The organism is Streptomyces sp. NPDC046909 (genome assembly GCF_040644695.1).
Classification (GTDB): domain Bacteria; phylum Actinomycetota; class Actinomycetes; order Streptomycetales; family Streptomycetaceae; genus Streptomyces.
On the sequence record NZ_JBEYXC010000031.1, the window covers coordinates 41,632 to 56,262 of the forward strand.

The window sequence follows — 14,631 nt, forward strand, 5'->3', positions numbered from 1 at the left end:
AACAGCCTGTTGTGCTCGTTTTGCGCGCGCTACAACAACGGAGCCGAAACACGGGCGCAACACCCGCCCGGCCGCCGCGGAAAGAGGCCCGATGATTGACGTCCTGGTCGTGGACGACGACTTCCGTGTCGCCGAGATCAACGCCAAGTACGTGGGAAAGGTTCCCGGCTTCCGGGTGGCCGCCCGCGCCCACACCGCCGCACAGGCCCTGGCCGCCGTCCAGCGCGGCACCATCGACCTGGTCCTGCTCGACCACTACCTGCCCGACCAGACGGGCCTCGAACTCGTCCACCGGATGCGGGAACAGGGCCACGGCACCGACGTCATCATGATCACGGCCGCCGGCGACGTCACGACCGTCCAGACCGCGATGCGCCTCGGCGCCCTGCACTACCTGGTCAAACCGTTCACCTTCGCCGCGCTCCGCACCCGCCTCGACTCCTACGCCGCCCTGCGCCGCACCGTCGACCGCGTCGGCGGCGGCCGCGGCATCGCCGGCCAGGAACAGGTCGACCGCATCTTCGGCGCCCTGCGCACCACCCCGGCACCCCCGTCACCAGGCCTCCCGAGCGGCCACTCCGAACCGACCACCGACCTGATCTGCCGCGTCCTGCACGGCGCCGACCACCCGCTCTCCGCCCACGAGGTCGCCGCCGAGACCGGCCTGAGCCGCTCCACCGCCCAGCGCTACCTCCGCCACCTCGAACAGGCCGGCCGCCTCCGCCTCTCCCTCAAGTACGGCGACACAGGCCGCCCCGAGCACCGGTACGCATGGGTGGCGCCCTAGCCGCCCGGCTCGCGGCCCGCCGGTCGTACGACGATGAAGAGCCCGTACGACGGTCAGGGCGCCGCCCGTACGTCTACGCGGCCCCCGCCCCCGTCAACGACCGCACCTCGGTCTCCGCATGCTTGGCCTCGTCCGGCATCTCGGCGGAGGTGACCGTGCCGAGCCAGCCCGCGATGAAGCCCAGCGGGATCGAGACGAGACCGGGGTTCTGCAGCGGGAAGAACTGGAAGTCGACGCCCGGGAACAGTGACGCGGGGCTGCCCGACACCACCGGCGACAGCAGGACGAGCAGCACCGCCGGGATCAGCCCGCCGTACACCGCCCACACCGCCCCTCGGGTGGTGAAGCCGCGCCAGAACAGCGAGTAGAGCAGCACCGGCAGATTCGCGGACGCGGCGACCGCGAAGGCGAGGCCCACCAGGAACGCGACGTTGAGATCGCGGGCCAGCAGACCGAGTCCGATCGCCACCACCCCGATGCCGACGGCGGCGACCCGCGCCACGGCGACCTCACTGCGCGGCTTGGAGCGTCGGCGCCGCAGGGACGCGTACAGGTCGTGGGCGACGGACGCGGAGGAGGCGAGCGTGATCCCGGCGACCACCGCGAGGATCGTGGCGAAGGCGACAGCCGCGACGACCGCGAACAGAACCGTTCCGCCTGTGGAGTTCGCGCCCCCGCCGAGGTCCAGGGCCAGCAGGGGGACCGCCGTGTTGCCGGCCGCGTTGGATCCGCGCACGGCCTCCGGCCCCACGATCGCGGCCGCCCCGAAGCCGAGCACGATGGTCATCAGATAGAAGCCGCCGATGAGCCCGATCGACCAGACGACCGAACGCCGCGCGGCCCTGGCCGTGGGCACGGTGTAGAAGCGCGACAGGATGTGCGGCAGCCCCGCCGTGCCCAGCACCAGCGCGAGTCCCAGGCTGATGAAGTCGAAGCGCGCCGTCCAATTCTCGCCGTATTTGAGCCCCGGCGCCAGGAATTTCTCCCCGTGCCCGCTGCGGTCGGCCGCGGTGAGCAGCAACTGGTCGAAGTCGCCGTGGAACCGCACCAGGACGAGCACGGTCAGCACGATCGTGCCGCCGAGGAGCATGACCGCCTTCACGATCTGAATCCACGTGGTGGCCCGCATCCCTCCCAACGACACGTAGATCACCATGAGCGCGCCGACCCCGATGACCGTCCATGTCTGCGCCGCCTCGCCGGTGCCGCCGAGCAGCAGGGCGACCAGACTCCCCGCGCCCACCATCTGCGCCACCAGATACAGAACGGACACCGTCACCGAGGAGGTTCCCGCCGCGATCCGCACCGGCCGCTCGTTCATCCGCGCCGCCACCACGTCGGCCAGCGTGAACCGCCCGCAGTTGCGCACCAGTTCGGCGACGAGGAACAGCACCACCAGCCACGCCACGAGGAAGCCCACCGAGTACAGCATCCCGTCGTACCCGAAGAGCGCGATGAGCCCGGAGATACCCAGGAAGGACGCCGCCGACATGTAGTCGCCCGCGATGGCAAAACCATTCTCCATCGGCGAGAACAGCCGCCCGCCCGCGTAGAACTCCTCCGCCGAACCATGCCGGTTACGGCTCACCCACGTCGTGATCCCCAGCGTGACCGCGACGAACGCACTGAACAGCAGCAACGCCAGCGTCTGGTGGTCGCCCGTCACGAAGCACCGCCCCGGATGCCCCGCGTCAGTTCCTGGGTGTCCCAGCGCAGCTCCAGCGCGGCCCGGTCCCTGCGCAGTCGTGCGTGCCGGGCGTACGCCCACGTCAGCACGAACGTGGTCAGGAACTGCCCCAGCCCCGCGAGCATCGCCACATTCACCGCGCCCGCCACCGGCCGTGCCATCAGCCCGGGCGCGGTCGTCGCGGTCACGACGTACCCCACGTACCAGCCGAAGAACACGACACACGCCGGCACGACGAACCTCCGGTACCGGCTGCGCACCTCCTGGAACGCCGCGCTGCGCTGCACCTGGAGGTACACCTCCGCGGCCGCGTCCTCGTGCTCCGCCCGCCCGGAGCGGGCGACGGGCACCGGCGCGGGCACGCCCGCACCGCCCAACTCGCCCCAGCCGGAGGCGAGTGCGTCGTACCAGGGGTCGTCGTACCTCACGGCTCCGGCCGCCTCGGTGAGCGCCGGGGCGTGACCGTCGTGATGTTCGGCCGCACTTTCGGGACCACCCCCGTCTCCGCGGGGACGACCGTTGCTTGACTGCATGCCCAAGGATGGACAGAACGGGAAGATCCCCGACTCTTCTTCTCCTCTCGCTTCACCCCATCAGGTGACTCAACCCGTCGGAGGCCGCACAAGCCCCTTCGCATAGGCGTAACGCACCGCCTGCGCACGGTCCTTGAGCCCGGTCTTGGCGAACAGGTTGTTGATGTGGGTCTTCACCGTCGCGGTGGAGACATGCAGCCTGCGGGCGATCTCCTGGTTGCTGAGACCGTCGGCGATCAGCACCAGCACCTCGGTCTCCCGCCCTGTCAGCCCGTCCGGCGCCTCCGCGGGCTCGGCCGGCCGCGGCTCGGGGTCCGACAGCCGCTCCAGCAGCCGCCGCTGGATACTCGGCGACAGCCCGGCGTCCCCGGACAGCACGCTGTGCACCGCCCGCACGATCTCGTCACCTCCCGCGTCCTTGGTGAGATAGCCCCGCGCCCCGGCTCTCAGCGCCGGGAACAGCGAATCGTCGTCCGCGAACGTCGTCAGCACCACGACCTGGGTACCCGGGTGCTCGGTCCGGATCCGCCGGGTCGCCTCGACCCCGTCGCAGCGGGGCATGCGCAGGTCCATCAGCACCACGTCCGGGGCGAGTTCCGCGACCAGCCGCACCGCCTCGTCCCCGTCTCCGGCAGCGCCGACGACCTCGACCCCGGGCAGCAGCCCCAGCAGCATGACGATGCCCTCCCGGACCACGGTCTGGTCGTCCGCGACCACCACCCGCGCGGGCTCGCGCCGCCCCTCCTCCGTCATGCGGGCACCTTCAATGTCACCGCGAACCCCTCCTCGTCCGGCCCGGCCTCCAGCGAACCGCCGAGCAGTTCGGCACGCTCCCGCATGCCCAGCAGACCGTACCCGCCTCCCTCTGCCGCGAGTTCGCCCGGCGAGCCCCCCGAATCCCGTACGGCCAGGGTCACTTGATGCTCGCCGTACTCCAGGCGGAGCCGCACCTTGGCGCCCGGGGCGTGCTTGCGGACGTTGGTCAGGGCCTCCTGTGCCACCCTGCGCACCGCCTGCGACGCCTCGGCCGGCAGGACCCTGCGCTCACCCGTAATGGTGACCTCGGCACCGGCGGTGATGTCCACGAGCTGGGCCAGGAATTCCTCCAACGGCGTCAGCTCACCCCGCAGCGCGGAGAGTGCCTGCCGGGTCTCCGCGAGCCCGTCACGCGCCATGCCCCGTGCCGCCACCACCCGTTCGAGGATCTGGTCCCGCTCGGCCCCCCGCTCGATCAGCAGCCGGGCGGCCTCCAGGTGCACGAGCTGCGCCGAGAGGCTGTGCGCCAGCACGTCGTGGATCTCCCGGGCGATCCGGGCCCGCTCCGCGAGCGCCGCCGACTCCGCCTCGGCGGCCCGTGCGGCCCGCTCCTGCGCGAGCAGACGCTGGGCGTTGCCGCGTGCCTCGGCGTCCAGACGCAGGGTGTACCCGGCCAGGGCCAGACCGAGGCCGGTGACCGCCGCCGTCAGCACGGCGTCGTCGCTGACGGCCCCGTAGGAGCCGAGCGCCACGCCTGCGGCGGGAAGGGCGGCAGCCAGGGGCAGCCGCTCCAGTGCCGAGATGCCGACGCCGCACCACATCACGAGGGCGGGGACCCGGAATCCAGAGGCGTGGCCCACGATCGCGATGCCTTGCAGCAGCGCCAGGCAGACCAGTGACGGCCACAGCCGGTGGTGGAACGTGGTGCGGTAGAACCCCCAGGCGAGCACCCCCGCGAGGACGACACCGCCGAGGCCGGCGAGCACCTTCCAGCCGCTGGTCGTGCCGGTCGTGAACGCACCCCACATCAGCAGGCCGAGCACCAGCAGCCGCACGGCCCAGGCGATCAGGCGCCGGGGTCGGGAAAGCCCCTCGCGCCCGAGCGCCTCCCGGGGAGGCCAGCGTGTCCAGGCGTTCTCCGTCACACGCGCTCCTTCCAGGCGGGCCGGGGCATGCCGTCACCGTATGCCCAGCTCCGTACCGAGGCCGGGTGCGAGGACCGGGCACGCCAGGCGAGGATTCCCGAGCGGACGAGCAGCGTGGCCGCCAGGGCGAGGAGCAGGGCGGACGAGTCCTGGTGGATGCCCAGCGCGGCGCCGAGACCGTAGAGGCCGGCGCGGAGGGCGATGCCGATGAACCAGACGAGCCCGCTCGCCCTGGTGCTCCTGCTCCACACCGCTCCGTCCGGCTCCGTCCATATGCGGGTGGTCCAGGCCCAGGCGGCTCCGGTGGCGAGACCGATGAGCAGCTCCGCGGCGAGCAGCAGGACCGACGCCGTGTGATGGTGCGCGTCGACGAGGCCGGGCTCGCGGCAGGCGACGACCGCGAGGACGACGGGCAGCACCCACCAGCGCCGTGCCGTGTCCAACTGCTGCGCGCGGAACTGGCGCGCGATCACCAGGGCGACCACGGCCACGATCAGAAAGGCGTCGACCAGCCCGGACATCAGAGCCTCCGTGAGCGAAGAAGGACGATGCCGACAGCGAGTGCTGCCGACGCCTTCGAAGCTACGGAAATTCGCAGGTCAGGAGATCGGAGCAGGGGTGGATCGTGGGTGGATACGCGAGTGCCGCGGGATCCACCCACGGGTGGAGAAACATCGCCAGCGGCCCGGCGGGAACCGACGAGGCCGGGCCTCGCCCCACGCATTCGCGGAGCGAAACCCGGCCCGAGCCCGGCGCGGCGGCTACGCGTCGATGCGCGACCGGTCCAGCGTCGCCGCCGAGCTGGAGATGAACTCCTTGCGTGGCGCCACGTCGTTGCCCATCAGCAGATCGAAGACCTGCTCGGCGGCCTCCAGGTCGGTCAGGCTGATCCGGCGCAGGGTGCGGTGGCGCGGATCCATGGTCGTCTCGGCCAGCTGGTCGGCGTCCATCTCGCCGAGACCCTTGTACCGCTGGATGGAGTCCTTGTGGCGGATGCCCTTGGTCTGGAACTCCATGAGCTTGTCGCGCAGCTCGCGGTCGGAGTACGTGTAGACGTACTTGTCCTGCCCCTTCTTGGGCTGGACCAGCTCGATGCGGTGCAGCGGCGGCACCGCCGCGTACACTCGGCCCGCCTCGATCATGGGCCGCATGTAGCGCTGGAACAGGGTCAGCAGCAGGGTCCGGATGTGGGAGCCGTCCACATCGGCGTCGGTCATCATGATGATCTTGCCGTAGCGGGCCGCGTCGATGTCGAAGGTCCGGCCCGACCCCGCTCCTATGACCTGGATGATCGCGCCGCACTCGGCGTTCTTGAGCATGTCGGTCACGGACGACTTCTGGACGTTGAGGATCTTGCCGCGGATCGGCAGCAGCGCCTGGAACTCGGAGTTCCGGGCCAGCTTCGCCGTACCGAGCGCGGAGTCGCCTTCGACGATGAACAGCTCACTGCGGTCGACGTCGTCACTGCGGCAGTCGGCCAGCTTGGCGGGCAGCGACGAGGACTCGAGGGCCGTCTTCCGGCGCTGTGCGTCCTTGTGCTGCCGGGCCGCGATACGCGTACGGGCGGCGGCGACGACCTTCTCCATGACGACCCGGGCCTGGGCCGCAGCGTCCCTCTTGGTGGAGGTCAGGAACCCCTTGAGCTCCTTGGAGATCACGGTGTTCACGATGCGACGGGCGGCCGAGGTGCCGAGCACCTCCTTGGTCTGGCCCTCGAACTGCGGTTCGGCCAGTCGCACCGTCACCACGGCGGTGAGGCCTTCGAGAGCGTCGTCCTTGACGATGTCGTCCTCGGCGACCCGCAGCAGCTTCTTGGCGCGCAGCACTTCGAGCATGGTGCTGGTCACGGCCGTCTCGAAGCCCGCGACGTGGGTGCCGCCCTTGGGGGTGGCGATGATGTTCACGAACGACTTCAGGGTCGTGTCGTAGCCCGTGCCCCAGCGCAGCGCGACGTCGACGTCGAGCTCCCGGGTGACCTGGGTGGGCGTCATCTGCCCGTGCTCGTCCAGGACCGGAACCGTCTCCTTGAAGGTGCCCTGGCCGGAGAATCGGAGGACGTCGCAGACGGGCTTGTCGGTGGCCAGGTACTCGCAGAACTCGCTGATTCCGCCGTCGAAACGGAAGGACTCCTCGCCCTTGCTGCCGCCCTCGCCGAGACCGAACTCGTCGCGGACGACGATGGTCAGTCCGGGCACCAGGAACGCGGTCTGACGGGCGCGCTGGTGCAGGTGCTCCAGGGAGAGCTTGGCGTCCTTGAGGAAGATCTGCCGGTCGGCCCAGTACCGCACGCGCGTGCCGGTACGGGTCTTGGGGATCCGCTTGGTCTTGCGCAGGCCGCCCGTCTCGAACTTGGCCTCGGGACCGGCCGCTGCGAAGGCGCCGGGGACGCCGCGCCGGAAGCTGATCGCATGGGTGTTCCCGGCCCGGTCCACCTCCACGTCGAGCCGCGCGGACAGCGCGTTCACCACGGAGGCGCCGACGCCGTGCAGACCGCCGGAGGCGGCGTAGGAGCCGCCGCCGAACTTGCCGCCGGCGTGCAGCTTGGTCATGACGACCTCGACGCCGGACAGACCGGTCTTGGGCTCGACGTCGACCGGGATGCCCCGGCCGTTGTCCCGGACCTCCACCGATCCGTCGTCGTGGAGGATGACGTCGATGTGGTCGCAGTAGCCCCCGAGGGCCTCGTCCACGGAGTTGTCGATGATCTCCCAGAGGCAGTGCATCAGACCGCGGCTGTCGGTCGACCCGATGTACATGCCCGGGCGCTTCCGCACGGCCTCGAGCCCCTCGAGGACGAGCAGGTGCCGCGCGGTGTAGTTGGAACCGTCCCGGTCTGCTCCTGCCAGCAGCGCTGTGGACGGCACGGACGTCTCGGCGGTCACGCGGTTCGCTCCTCGCTGAATTTCAGATGTCGCCCTTGTGGGTAAGGGCGCGGCTTCGGTCGCCGCCAAGAGGGTACCGAGGCCTGGTAGAGCCGTTGTAACGCCACCCTCGTCTGAACTCACGATAGTCCAGAGTCGCATGCATGTTCGATCCCTCGATGGAGTGAAGTACATATCACGTTCCCTTCGAGGCATGAACCATTTAGGCTCCGGGCACGTCCTCATGAACAACCGGCAACCCAGCCGGGAGGACGGACATTGACAGCAAGAGCGAACCCGTAAGACACAAAGACACGCAATACGGCACATTCGCCGCCAACCGGCAGCAGACAGCCGGACTCGAAAGATTTTTTCGAGGGAAAGCCCCGAGCGGGAACGTTTTAGGGCTGGTTGGATGTTGACCCTGGTACGACAGCTCGTCGAGCTAGAGAAGAGGCGACGTGACTACTGTTCTGACCCCCGCGAGCCCGTTGACGGCCGCCGATCGCTGCGACCGCTGCGGCGCCCAGGCATACCTGCGCGTCGTCCTGCTCAGTGGCGGTGAACTGCTCTTCTGCGCCCACCATGGCCGCAAGTTCGAGCCGGAACTCAAGAAGATCGCCGCTGAGATACAGGACGAGACGGAGCGACTGACGACCGCTCCGGCATCCGCCTCCGAAGAAGAGCGCTGACACCTCGCATCCACGACGAGCCAGCGCCGGCACAGGCCGGCACACGGGCGGCCGCCCCTGTTCCCAGGGGCGGCCGCCCGTGCCATAGCCCGTAACGGGCTCTCAGGCCCCGTCAGGAGCCCGAGTGCGGTCCTCCCGGCCCGCCGCTCCATCCAAGGGTTCGCACGACGTCGGACACGCGCGTGTAGACGCCAGGACTCCCCGGAAGAGCGCAGCCGCTCCCCCAGGACACGAGCCCGACAAGCTTCCCCTCGGCGACCAGCGGCCCGCCGCTGTCCCCCTGACAGGCGTCGACGCCACCCTCCTCCTCCCCGGCGCACAGCATCGTGTCGGCGAGATAGGTGCCGTCGGCACTGCCCGGGTAGGCCCGCTCGCAGAGGGCGTCGGAGAGCACGTGCACGCGTGCCGCCCGCAGGCTCTGCGCGTAGTCCCCGCCGCCCGAGACATCACCCCATCCGTAGACCGTCGCCGCCGTTCCCGGCTCGTACGCCGAGTCTCCGGCGGGCGCCATGGCGATGGCCGAGCCGCGCGGCAGCGGCCTGACGAGACGGAGCACCGCGAAGTCTCCGGCGTTGGTGACGCGGTCGTAGTCCGGGTTCACCCGGATGTCGCGCACCCGGATCTCCCGCCCCTGGTCCGACAGCAGGTCCGTGCGGCCCGCGATGACCTTGAGATCGCGCACCTGGTTCGGCGGCGTCCCCAGGACGTCCTCGCCCACACAGTGGGCCGCGGTGAGCACCGTGGTCCGGCCGATGGCGACACCACCGCAGAACTGCCCCGCGCGGGTACCCCCGAACCGGTCACGGCTGGACAGTGCGACGGTCCAGGGACCCTCGGAGATGTCGACGGGGAAACCGCCGACGACGATGCTGTCGGCGGCCACAGGGGCGGCGGACGCCAGCGGTATGGCTCCCGCCGCGGCCGCCAGGACCAACGGCCGGGTCAGCGCCCGGGCAAAGGGACGGCGCATGCACGCTCCTCACTCTGGGGTGGTCATGGGAAACCCAGAGTGATCCACGGTGGGGCGGCCCGCACCCGCTCAGCACGAAGGCCCGGCTCCCCTTGCAGGAAACCGGGCCTTCGACGTCGTACGACCTCGACCTAGTCGAGGTAGTCGCGCAGCACCTGGGAACGCGACGGGTGGCGCAGCTTCGACATGGTCTTGGACTCGATCTGGCGGATGCGCTCGCGCGTGACGCCGTACACCTTGCCGATCTCGTCGAGGGTCTTCGGCTGACCGTCGGTGAGACCGAAGCGCATCGAGACCACGCCGGCCTCGCGCTCGGACAGGGTGTCCAGGACGGAGTGCAGCTGCTCCTGAAGGAGCGTGAAGCTGACCGCGTCGGCCGGGACAACGGCCTCGGAGTCCTCGATGAGGTCACCGAACTCGCTGTCGCCGTCCTCGCCCAGCGGGGTGTGCAGGGAGATGGGCTCGCGGCCGTACTTCTGGACCTCGATGACCTTCTCCGGGGTCATGTCGAGTTCCTTGGCCAGCTCCTCCGGGGTGGGCTCGCGGCCCAGGTCCTGGAGCATCTGACGCTGCACGCGCGCGAGCTTGTTGATGACCTCGACCATGTGCACCGGGATACGGATGGTGCGGGCCTGGTCGGCCATGGCGCGGGTGATCGCCTGACGGATCCACCAGGTGGCGTACGTGGAGAACTTGTAGCCCTTGGTGTAGTCGAACTTCTCGACCGCGCGGATCAGACCGAGGTTGCCCTCCTGGATGAGGTCCAGGAAGAGCATGCCGCGGCCGGTGTAGCGCTTGGCCAGGGAGACCACCAGACGGAGGTTGGCCTCCAGGAGGTGGTTCTTGGCGCGGCGGCCGTCCTCGGCGATGATCTCCAGCTCGCGCTTGAGCTTGGGGGCGAGCTTGTCGGCGTTGGACAGCTTGTCCTCGGCGAACAGACCGGCCTCGATGCGCTTGGCGAGCTCGACCTCCTGCTCGGCATTGAGCAGCGGGACCTTGCCGATCTGCTTGAGGTAGTCCTTGACGGGGTCGGCGGTGGCGCCGGCGACGGCGACCTGCTGGGCCGGCGCGTCGTCCTCGTCGTCGTCGGAGAGGACGAAGCCCTTGCTCTCGCCGCCCTCCTCTTCCTCTTCACCGGGCTTGATGTCCTCGAGAACCTCGTCCTCGACGACCTCGGCGTCGTCCTTGCCGGCGGTCTTCTTGGCCACGGTCTTCTTGGCCACGGTCTTCTTCGCGACGGCCTTCTTGGCGGTCGTCGTCTTCTTGGCGGCGGCCTTCTTCACGGGCGCCTCGTCCTCGACGGAGGCCTCGGCGGCGGGTGCCGCCGGGGTGGCGGTGGCGGTGGCCTTCTTGGTGGTCACCGTCTTCGCAGCGACCGTCTTGGTGGCGGTGCGCTTGGCCGGACTCTTCGCTGCGACGCTCTTTCGGGTGCGCTTGGGCTCCGCGGCACTGACCATCAGCGTCACACCCTCTTCCTCGAGGATCTGGTTGAGGCTGCGCAGTACGTTCTTCCACTGAGTGGCCGGAATCTGGTCAGCTTCGAAGGCCCGACGCACATCGTCGCCGGCGATCTGCCCCTCAGCCTTTCCCCGCTCAATAAGAGCCATGACAGAGACGGACTCGGCGATCTCCGGCGGGAGCGTACGGGATGTGCTGGCCGACACGAACAACCTCTCGGAACGTTGGAAAACGGCTTCCGGCCCCGTCCGGGATGGACAGGAACCGACCACCGGCCGTGGAGATGGGCCGACGGTGCGGGCGGGGGCCGGGAAGATGCACAGCGCCATTCATGGCGTCCGTATTCCCTCCGCGGCTGTCACCTCTTAGGTCATCGCGTTGTTTCCACGAGCGTTACGCCCAATCTGCGTGGCCCGAGTCACACCCCGTAAGCGCTCAAAAACGGTCAGACACGGGCAGAGGAGGTAAGCAGCGGGCGCTTCGAGGGAGGAGCCACCCTGGTCGCACCGTCGGACCCCGCAGGATTCCGAAGGATCCTGCGGGGTCCGACGGGGGACGGCTCGCCGGCCGGACGATACCCAGGAGGGGGAGGCACCCTCCGGCCCTGCCGCCCGCGGTGCGCGGTCAGTGTTCGCGTGGTGCCGGCACCACACGCTCCACCTCGGGGTGGACGGTGAGCAGCTGGCGCACGGCCGCCTCGGCCGCCGTCCCGTCACCGGTGGCGAGGGCGTCGACGATCCTGCCGTGCTGCACCAGAGAGGCCTCGTTCGGCCGCTCACAGCCCGTGACCGGACCGCCGGACACCTGGAGGGCGGCCGACACGATCCCCGAGAGGTGCTCCAGCATCCGGTTGCCCGCGACCTGGATGAGCAAGGAGTGGAACTCGGCATCGGCACGGGAGAAGGTGAGCGCGTCACCCTGCCCCATGGCGTGCCCCATGATCTCGACCATGTCCGAGAGCCGCTGCTGGACGTCGTCGCGCCCGTGCCCGGCGGCGAGGCGCGCGGCGAGCGGCTCGATCGTCCAGCGCAGTTCGTTCAGCTCGCGGCGCTGGTCGTCGCGCTGCGGCCCGAAGGCCCGCCACTCGATGATGTCCGGGTCGAGGAGGTTCCAGTCGCTGACGGGGCGCACGCGCGTGCCGACGTTCGGCCGGGCGCTGACCAGGCCCTTGGCCTCCAGGACACGGAGGGACTCACGGACGACGGTGCGGGAGACCTCGAAACGCTGGCCGATCTCCTCGGGCACCAGCGGGCGGTCCGCGCCCAGGTCGCCCGAGACGATCATCTGGCCCAGCTGCTGGACGAGTTGGCCGTGCAGTCCGCGTCCACGGCTGCCCGCGGCGCGCCGGCCCACGCGGCCCAGCTCGGGGTCCGCGGCGTCCCAGGCGGAGACCCCGACACGGTCGGCGGCGGGCGCCTCGGCGTAGGGGTAGCGGTCGAGTTCGCCCGGGCCGGCGAGGCCGGAGTCTGCGGAGCGGGCGGCGGTCATCATGGTGTGCGCAAGGGTACTCACGGATCCTTTGTCGGCGCCGTCCTCAACTGCCTTGAGGTCTTTGGTGAAAAGCACACGAAAGGGTGATCGCTCACCCCGTCGCAATTGACGCCTTATCGGAAAGAAATGGGCTTTCCACGGGGAGTTGTGCGCAGAGCGGGACCGGACGGACGCGGACGGTCGTCATCGGACCCTGCTTCGCAGGGTCGTGAGCAGATATGCGCAGAGCAGGGCCATCAACGACAACGTCAGCGCTCCACCCACGGGTTGAGCGATCATGCGCGCCGCGGCCGCCAGATAGCGCTCTCCACCGAACGGCCACTGCAGGAGGAACACCTCACGCAGCCGCATCGGGAATCCGGCCGCCGTCCGCACAGCCGGTCCCTCCAAGGCCTTTTGTACGAGGGGTACGACGACGACGGGCACGGCGACCACCGCCGCGAGCCCGGCCGTGGTGGACCGGAAGACGCCGGCCGCCAGCACGCCGGCCCAGGCGCACCCGACCACGAGTGCGATCCAACTCGCGCTCACCGGAAGCCAGTCGGCGGGAACTTGCGCGAGCTCCCGTCCGTAGAGGAGATAGAGCACTTCGGCGTCACAGCCCACCGTCAGGAACGCCAGCAGCAGCGCGGTGGCCGCGGCGACGACGAGTTTGGCCGCGAGCAGCCCCAGTCGGCGGGGCACGGTACCGCGGTCCGCCGCCAGGGCGGGGTGGCGGAACTCCTCACCGAAGGCGAGCGCCCCGAGCAGCCCCGCGCCGAGCGCAGCGGGCGGCAGCGGCAGATCCCGCGGCCACGCGGCCAGCAGACGGTGCTGCGGGGTGTGCCCGACGCGGGCGAGGAGTACGGCGGTCAGGGCGGAGACGACGAGCACGGCGGCCCCCGTGAGAAACCCGGTCCCGATGCCGGCGGCACGCCGCAGCTCATACCGCAGCGGGCGCAGGGGGCTGGGAGCGGGGCGGACGGAGATGGGGGGCGGAAGCTCGGGGAGGGCGTCGAGCGTGACGGCTCGCGCGGGGCGGGGGTTCCTCGCGAGGGGTTGATTGGCGGGGGCAGGGGTGGGGGTGGGGACCGCGGACTCGGCGGGTCGCTGTGCTGCACCCGAACCACGGACAGGGAGGTCCGAGCCCTCGGGGTGCGCTTCGAGTGCACTCCCATGGCCAAGGCCCGGCTGCTGCGCTGCGTCGGCTTGCGGCCCGGCGTCAGCGTCGCATGGACGGGACGGGTCCGCCTGCGCCTCTGGACCGCCATCGGTGTCCAGGCCCCCGGGCGTAGCCCGCACTGCCGTACTGGCCCCGTGCAGTGCGCCTGTGGTGCACGGTTCCTCCGCCGCCTCCCGCGCTCCCGGCCCCATGTCGCCGATCTCGTCCGCGAGTTGGTGTACGAGGATGCCGTGGCGGAAGGCCGTCTCGCCGACGTCGGCGCAGGTACTGCCGTACACGGAGAGGCGGTTGCCGCCCTCCCGTACGACCTCGACGGAGCGCTGTGCCGTGCGGGCCTCCTTGGTGAGCAGGGCGGCGAGGCGGCCGGCGTGCGGGGTGCGGACGGCGACGCGGGGGCGCAGCCGGGTGCGGGAGAAGTCGGCGGCCTCCTGGTCGGCGACGAGTCTGCCCTCCTCCAGCGTGACGACCCGGTCCGCGGTACGGGCGGCCTCCTTGGGGTCGGCCGTGGTGATCAGGACCGTGCCGCCCTGCCCGGCGTGGGCGCGCAGCATGCCGTACAACCAGCGGCTCTCGCGGGCGGAGAGTCCGTCGGCCGGGTCGTCGAGGACGAGCGTGTGCGGGTCGGACAGCAGGGCGCAGGCCAGGCCGAGGCGGCGGTCCATGCCGCGCGAGAGGGTGCCGAGGCGCTCCTCGCGCAGACTCACGAGTCCGACGACTTCGAGCACTTCGTCGGCCCGGCGCACCGAAACGCCCGCAGCGGCGCACAGCATGCGCAGATGGCCGCGGACGGTACGGGCCGGGTGGCCCGGGACATCGCCGAGGAGCACGCCGACTTCACGCGCCGGATGGGCGATCCGATGCAGCGGGCGGCCTCTGAAGTAGGCGACCCCGCGGCCCTGTTGGAGTTCGAGCAGGAGTCTGAGTGCCGTCGTCTTGCCCGCCCCCGGCGCGCCGAGCAGCGCGGTGACGCGGCCCGCGTGTGCCTCGAAGGAGACGTCGTCGACGGCGGGCGGAAGCTCCTTGCGGGGGTTGCTGGTCAGTCCGAAGGCCTGGATCACCCGAAGCAAGATAGCGCGCTATGTCCGTTTT

At 70.4% G+C, this 14,631-nt stretch carries 12 protein-coding genes; 2 read left to right on the forward strand and 10 right to left on the reverse strand.

Going from position 1 to position 14,631, the window contains the following annotated elements; translation table 11 throughout:
* The first annotated feature begins 91 nt into the window (after positions 1 to 91).
* Positions 92 to 787 (forward strand): response regulator, encoded by a 696-nt coding sequence (locus ABZ928_RS51295; RefSeq protein WP_361536354.1) that lies wholly within the window; start codon positions 92 to 94, stop codon positions 785 to 787.
* Between the two features lie 73 nt (positions 788 to 860).
* Here the strand turns inward: ABZ928_RS51295 and ABZ928_RS51300 are convergent, their stop codons facing one another.
* The 6 genes from ABZ928_RS51300 to ABZ928_RS51325 all read right to left on the reverse strand — a co-directional run bounded on the left by ABZ928_RS51300 (position 861) and on the right by ABZ928_RS51325 (position 7,790).
* The gene (locus ABZ928_RS51300) at positions 861 to 2,453 is read right to left on the reverse strand and encodes a cation acetate symporter (protein WP_361536356.1); all 1,593 of its coding nucleotides are present in this window, start codon (positions 2,451 to 2,453) and stop codon (positions 861 to 863) included.
* Complete coding sequence (locus ABZ928_RS51305) at positions 2,450 to 3,007, reverse strand: DUF485 domain-containing protein (protein ID WP_361536358.1); 558 nt, start codon at positions 3,005 to 3,007, stop codon at positions 2,450 to 2,452. The genes ABZ928_RS51300 and ABZ928_RS51305 overlap by 4 nt, the downstream gene beginning before the upstream one ends.
* 69 nt (positions 3,008 to 3,076) lie before the next feature.
* Positions 3,077 to 3,760 carry a response regulator transcription factor gene (locus ABZ928_RS51310; protein WP_361536360.1) on the reverse strand — a complete coding sequence of 228 codons (684 nt, stop codon included), beginning with the start codon at positions 3,758 to 3,760 and terminating at the stop codon, positions 3,077 to 3,079.
* Positions 3,757 to 4,908, reverse strand: a complete 1,152-nt coding sequence (locus tag ABZ928_RS51315; protein ID WP_361536362.1) for a histidine kinase — start codon at positions 4,906 to 4,908, stop codon at positions 3,757 to 3,759. The genes ABZ928_RS51310 and ABZ928_RS51315 overlap by 4 nt, the downstream gene beginning before the upstream one ends.
* Positions 4,905 to 5,429, reverse strand: coding sequence for a DUF1453 domain-containing protein (locus ABZ928_RS51320; protein WP_361536364.1), 525 nt, complete (start codon positions 5,427 to 5,429; stop codon positions 4,905 to 4,907). Before ABZ928_RS51320 ends, ABZ928_RS51315 begins: the two co-directional genes overlap by 4 nt.
* Positions 5,430 to 5,669: 240 nt before the next feature.
* Positions 5,670 to 7,790 (reverse strand): DNA topoisomerase IV subunit B, encoded by a 2,121-nt coding sequence (locus tag ABZ928_RS51325; protein WP_361536366.1) that lies wholly within the window; start codon positions 7,788 to 7,790, stop codon positions 5,670 to 5,672.
* 440 nt (positions 7,791 to 8,230) lie between these two features.
* Here ABZ928_RS51325 and ABZ928_RS51330 point away from each other — a divergent pair, with 440 nt between their 5' ends.
* Positions 8,231 to 8,461, forward strand: coding sequence for a hypothetical protein (locus ABZ928_RS51330; protein ID WP_097269750.1), 231 nt, complete (start codon positions 8,231 to 8,233; stop codon positions 8,459 to 8,461).
* A 112-nt stretch (positions 8,462 to 8,573) separates the two neighbouring features.
* Here the strand turns inward: ABZ928_RS51330 and ABZ928_RS51335 are convergent, their stop codons facing one another.
* The 4 genes from ABZ928_RS51335 to ABZ928_RS51350 all read right to left on the reverse strand — a co-directional run bounded on the left by ABZ928_RS51335 (position 8,574) and on the right by ABZ928_RS51350 (position 14,600).
* Positions 8,574 to 9,431: a serine protease gene (locus tag ABZ928_RS51335; protein ID WP_361536368.1), complete on the reverse strand. Its 858-nt coding sequence runs from the start codon at positions 9,429 to 9,431 to the stop codon at positions 8,574 to 8,576.
* 131 nt (positions 9,432 to 9,562) lie between these two features.
* Entirely contained in the window at positions 9,563 to 11,095 is a 1,533-nt protein-coding gene (locus tag ABZ928_RS51340) for an RNA polymerase sigma factor (RefSeq protein ID WP_361536370.1), read from the reverse strand.
* A gap of 418 nt (positions 11,096 to 11,513) precedes the next feature.
* Complete coding sequence (locus ABZ928_RS51345) at positions 11,514 to 12,401, reverse strand: FadR/GntR family transcriptional regulator (RefSeq protein ID WP_361536372.1); 888 nt, start codon at positions 12,399 to 12,401, stop codon at positions 11,514 to 11,516.
* 162 nt (positions 12,402 to 12,563) lie between these two features.
* Complete coding sequence (locus tag ABZ928_RS51350; protein ID WP_361536374.1) at positions 12,564 to 14,600, reverse strand: ATP-binding cassette domain-containing protein; 2,037 nt, start codon at positions 14,598 to 14,600, stop codon at positions 12,564 to 12,566.
* Positions 14,601 to 14,631: the final 31 nt, after the last annotated feature.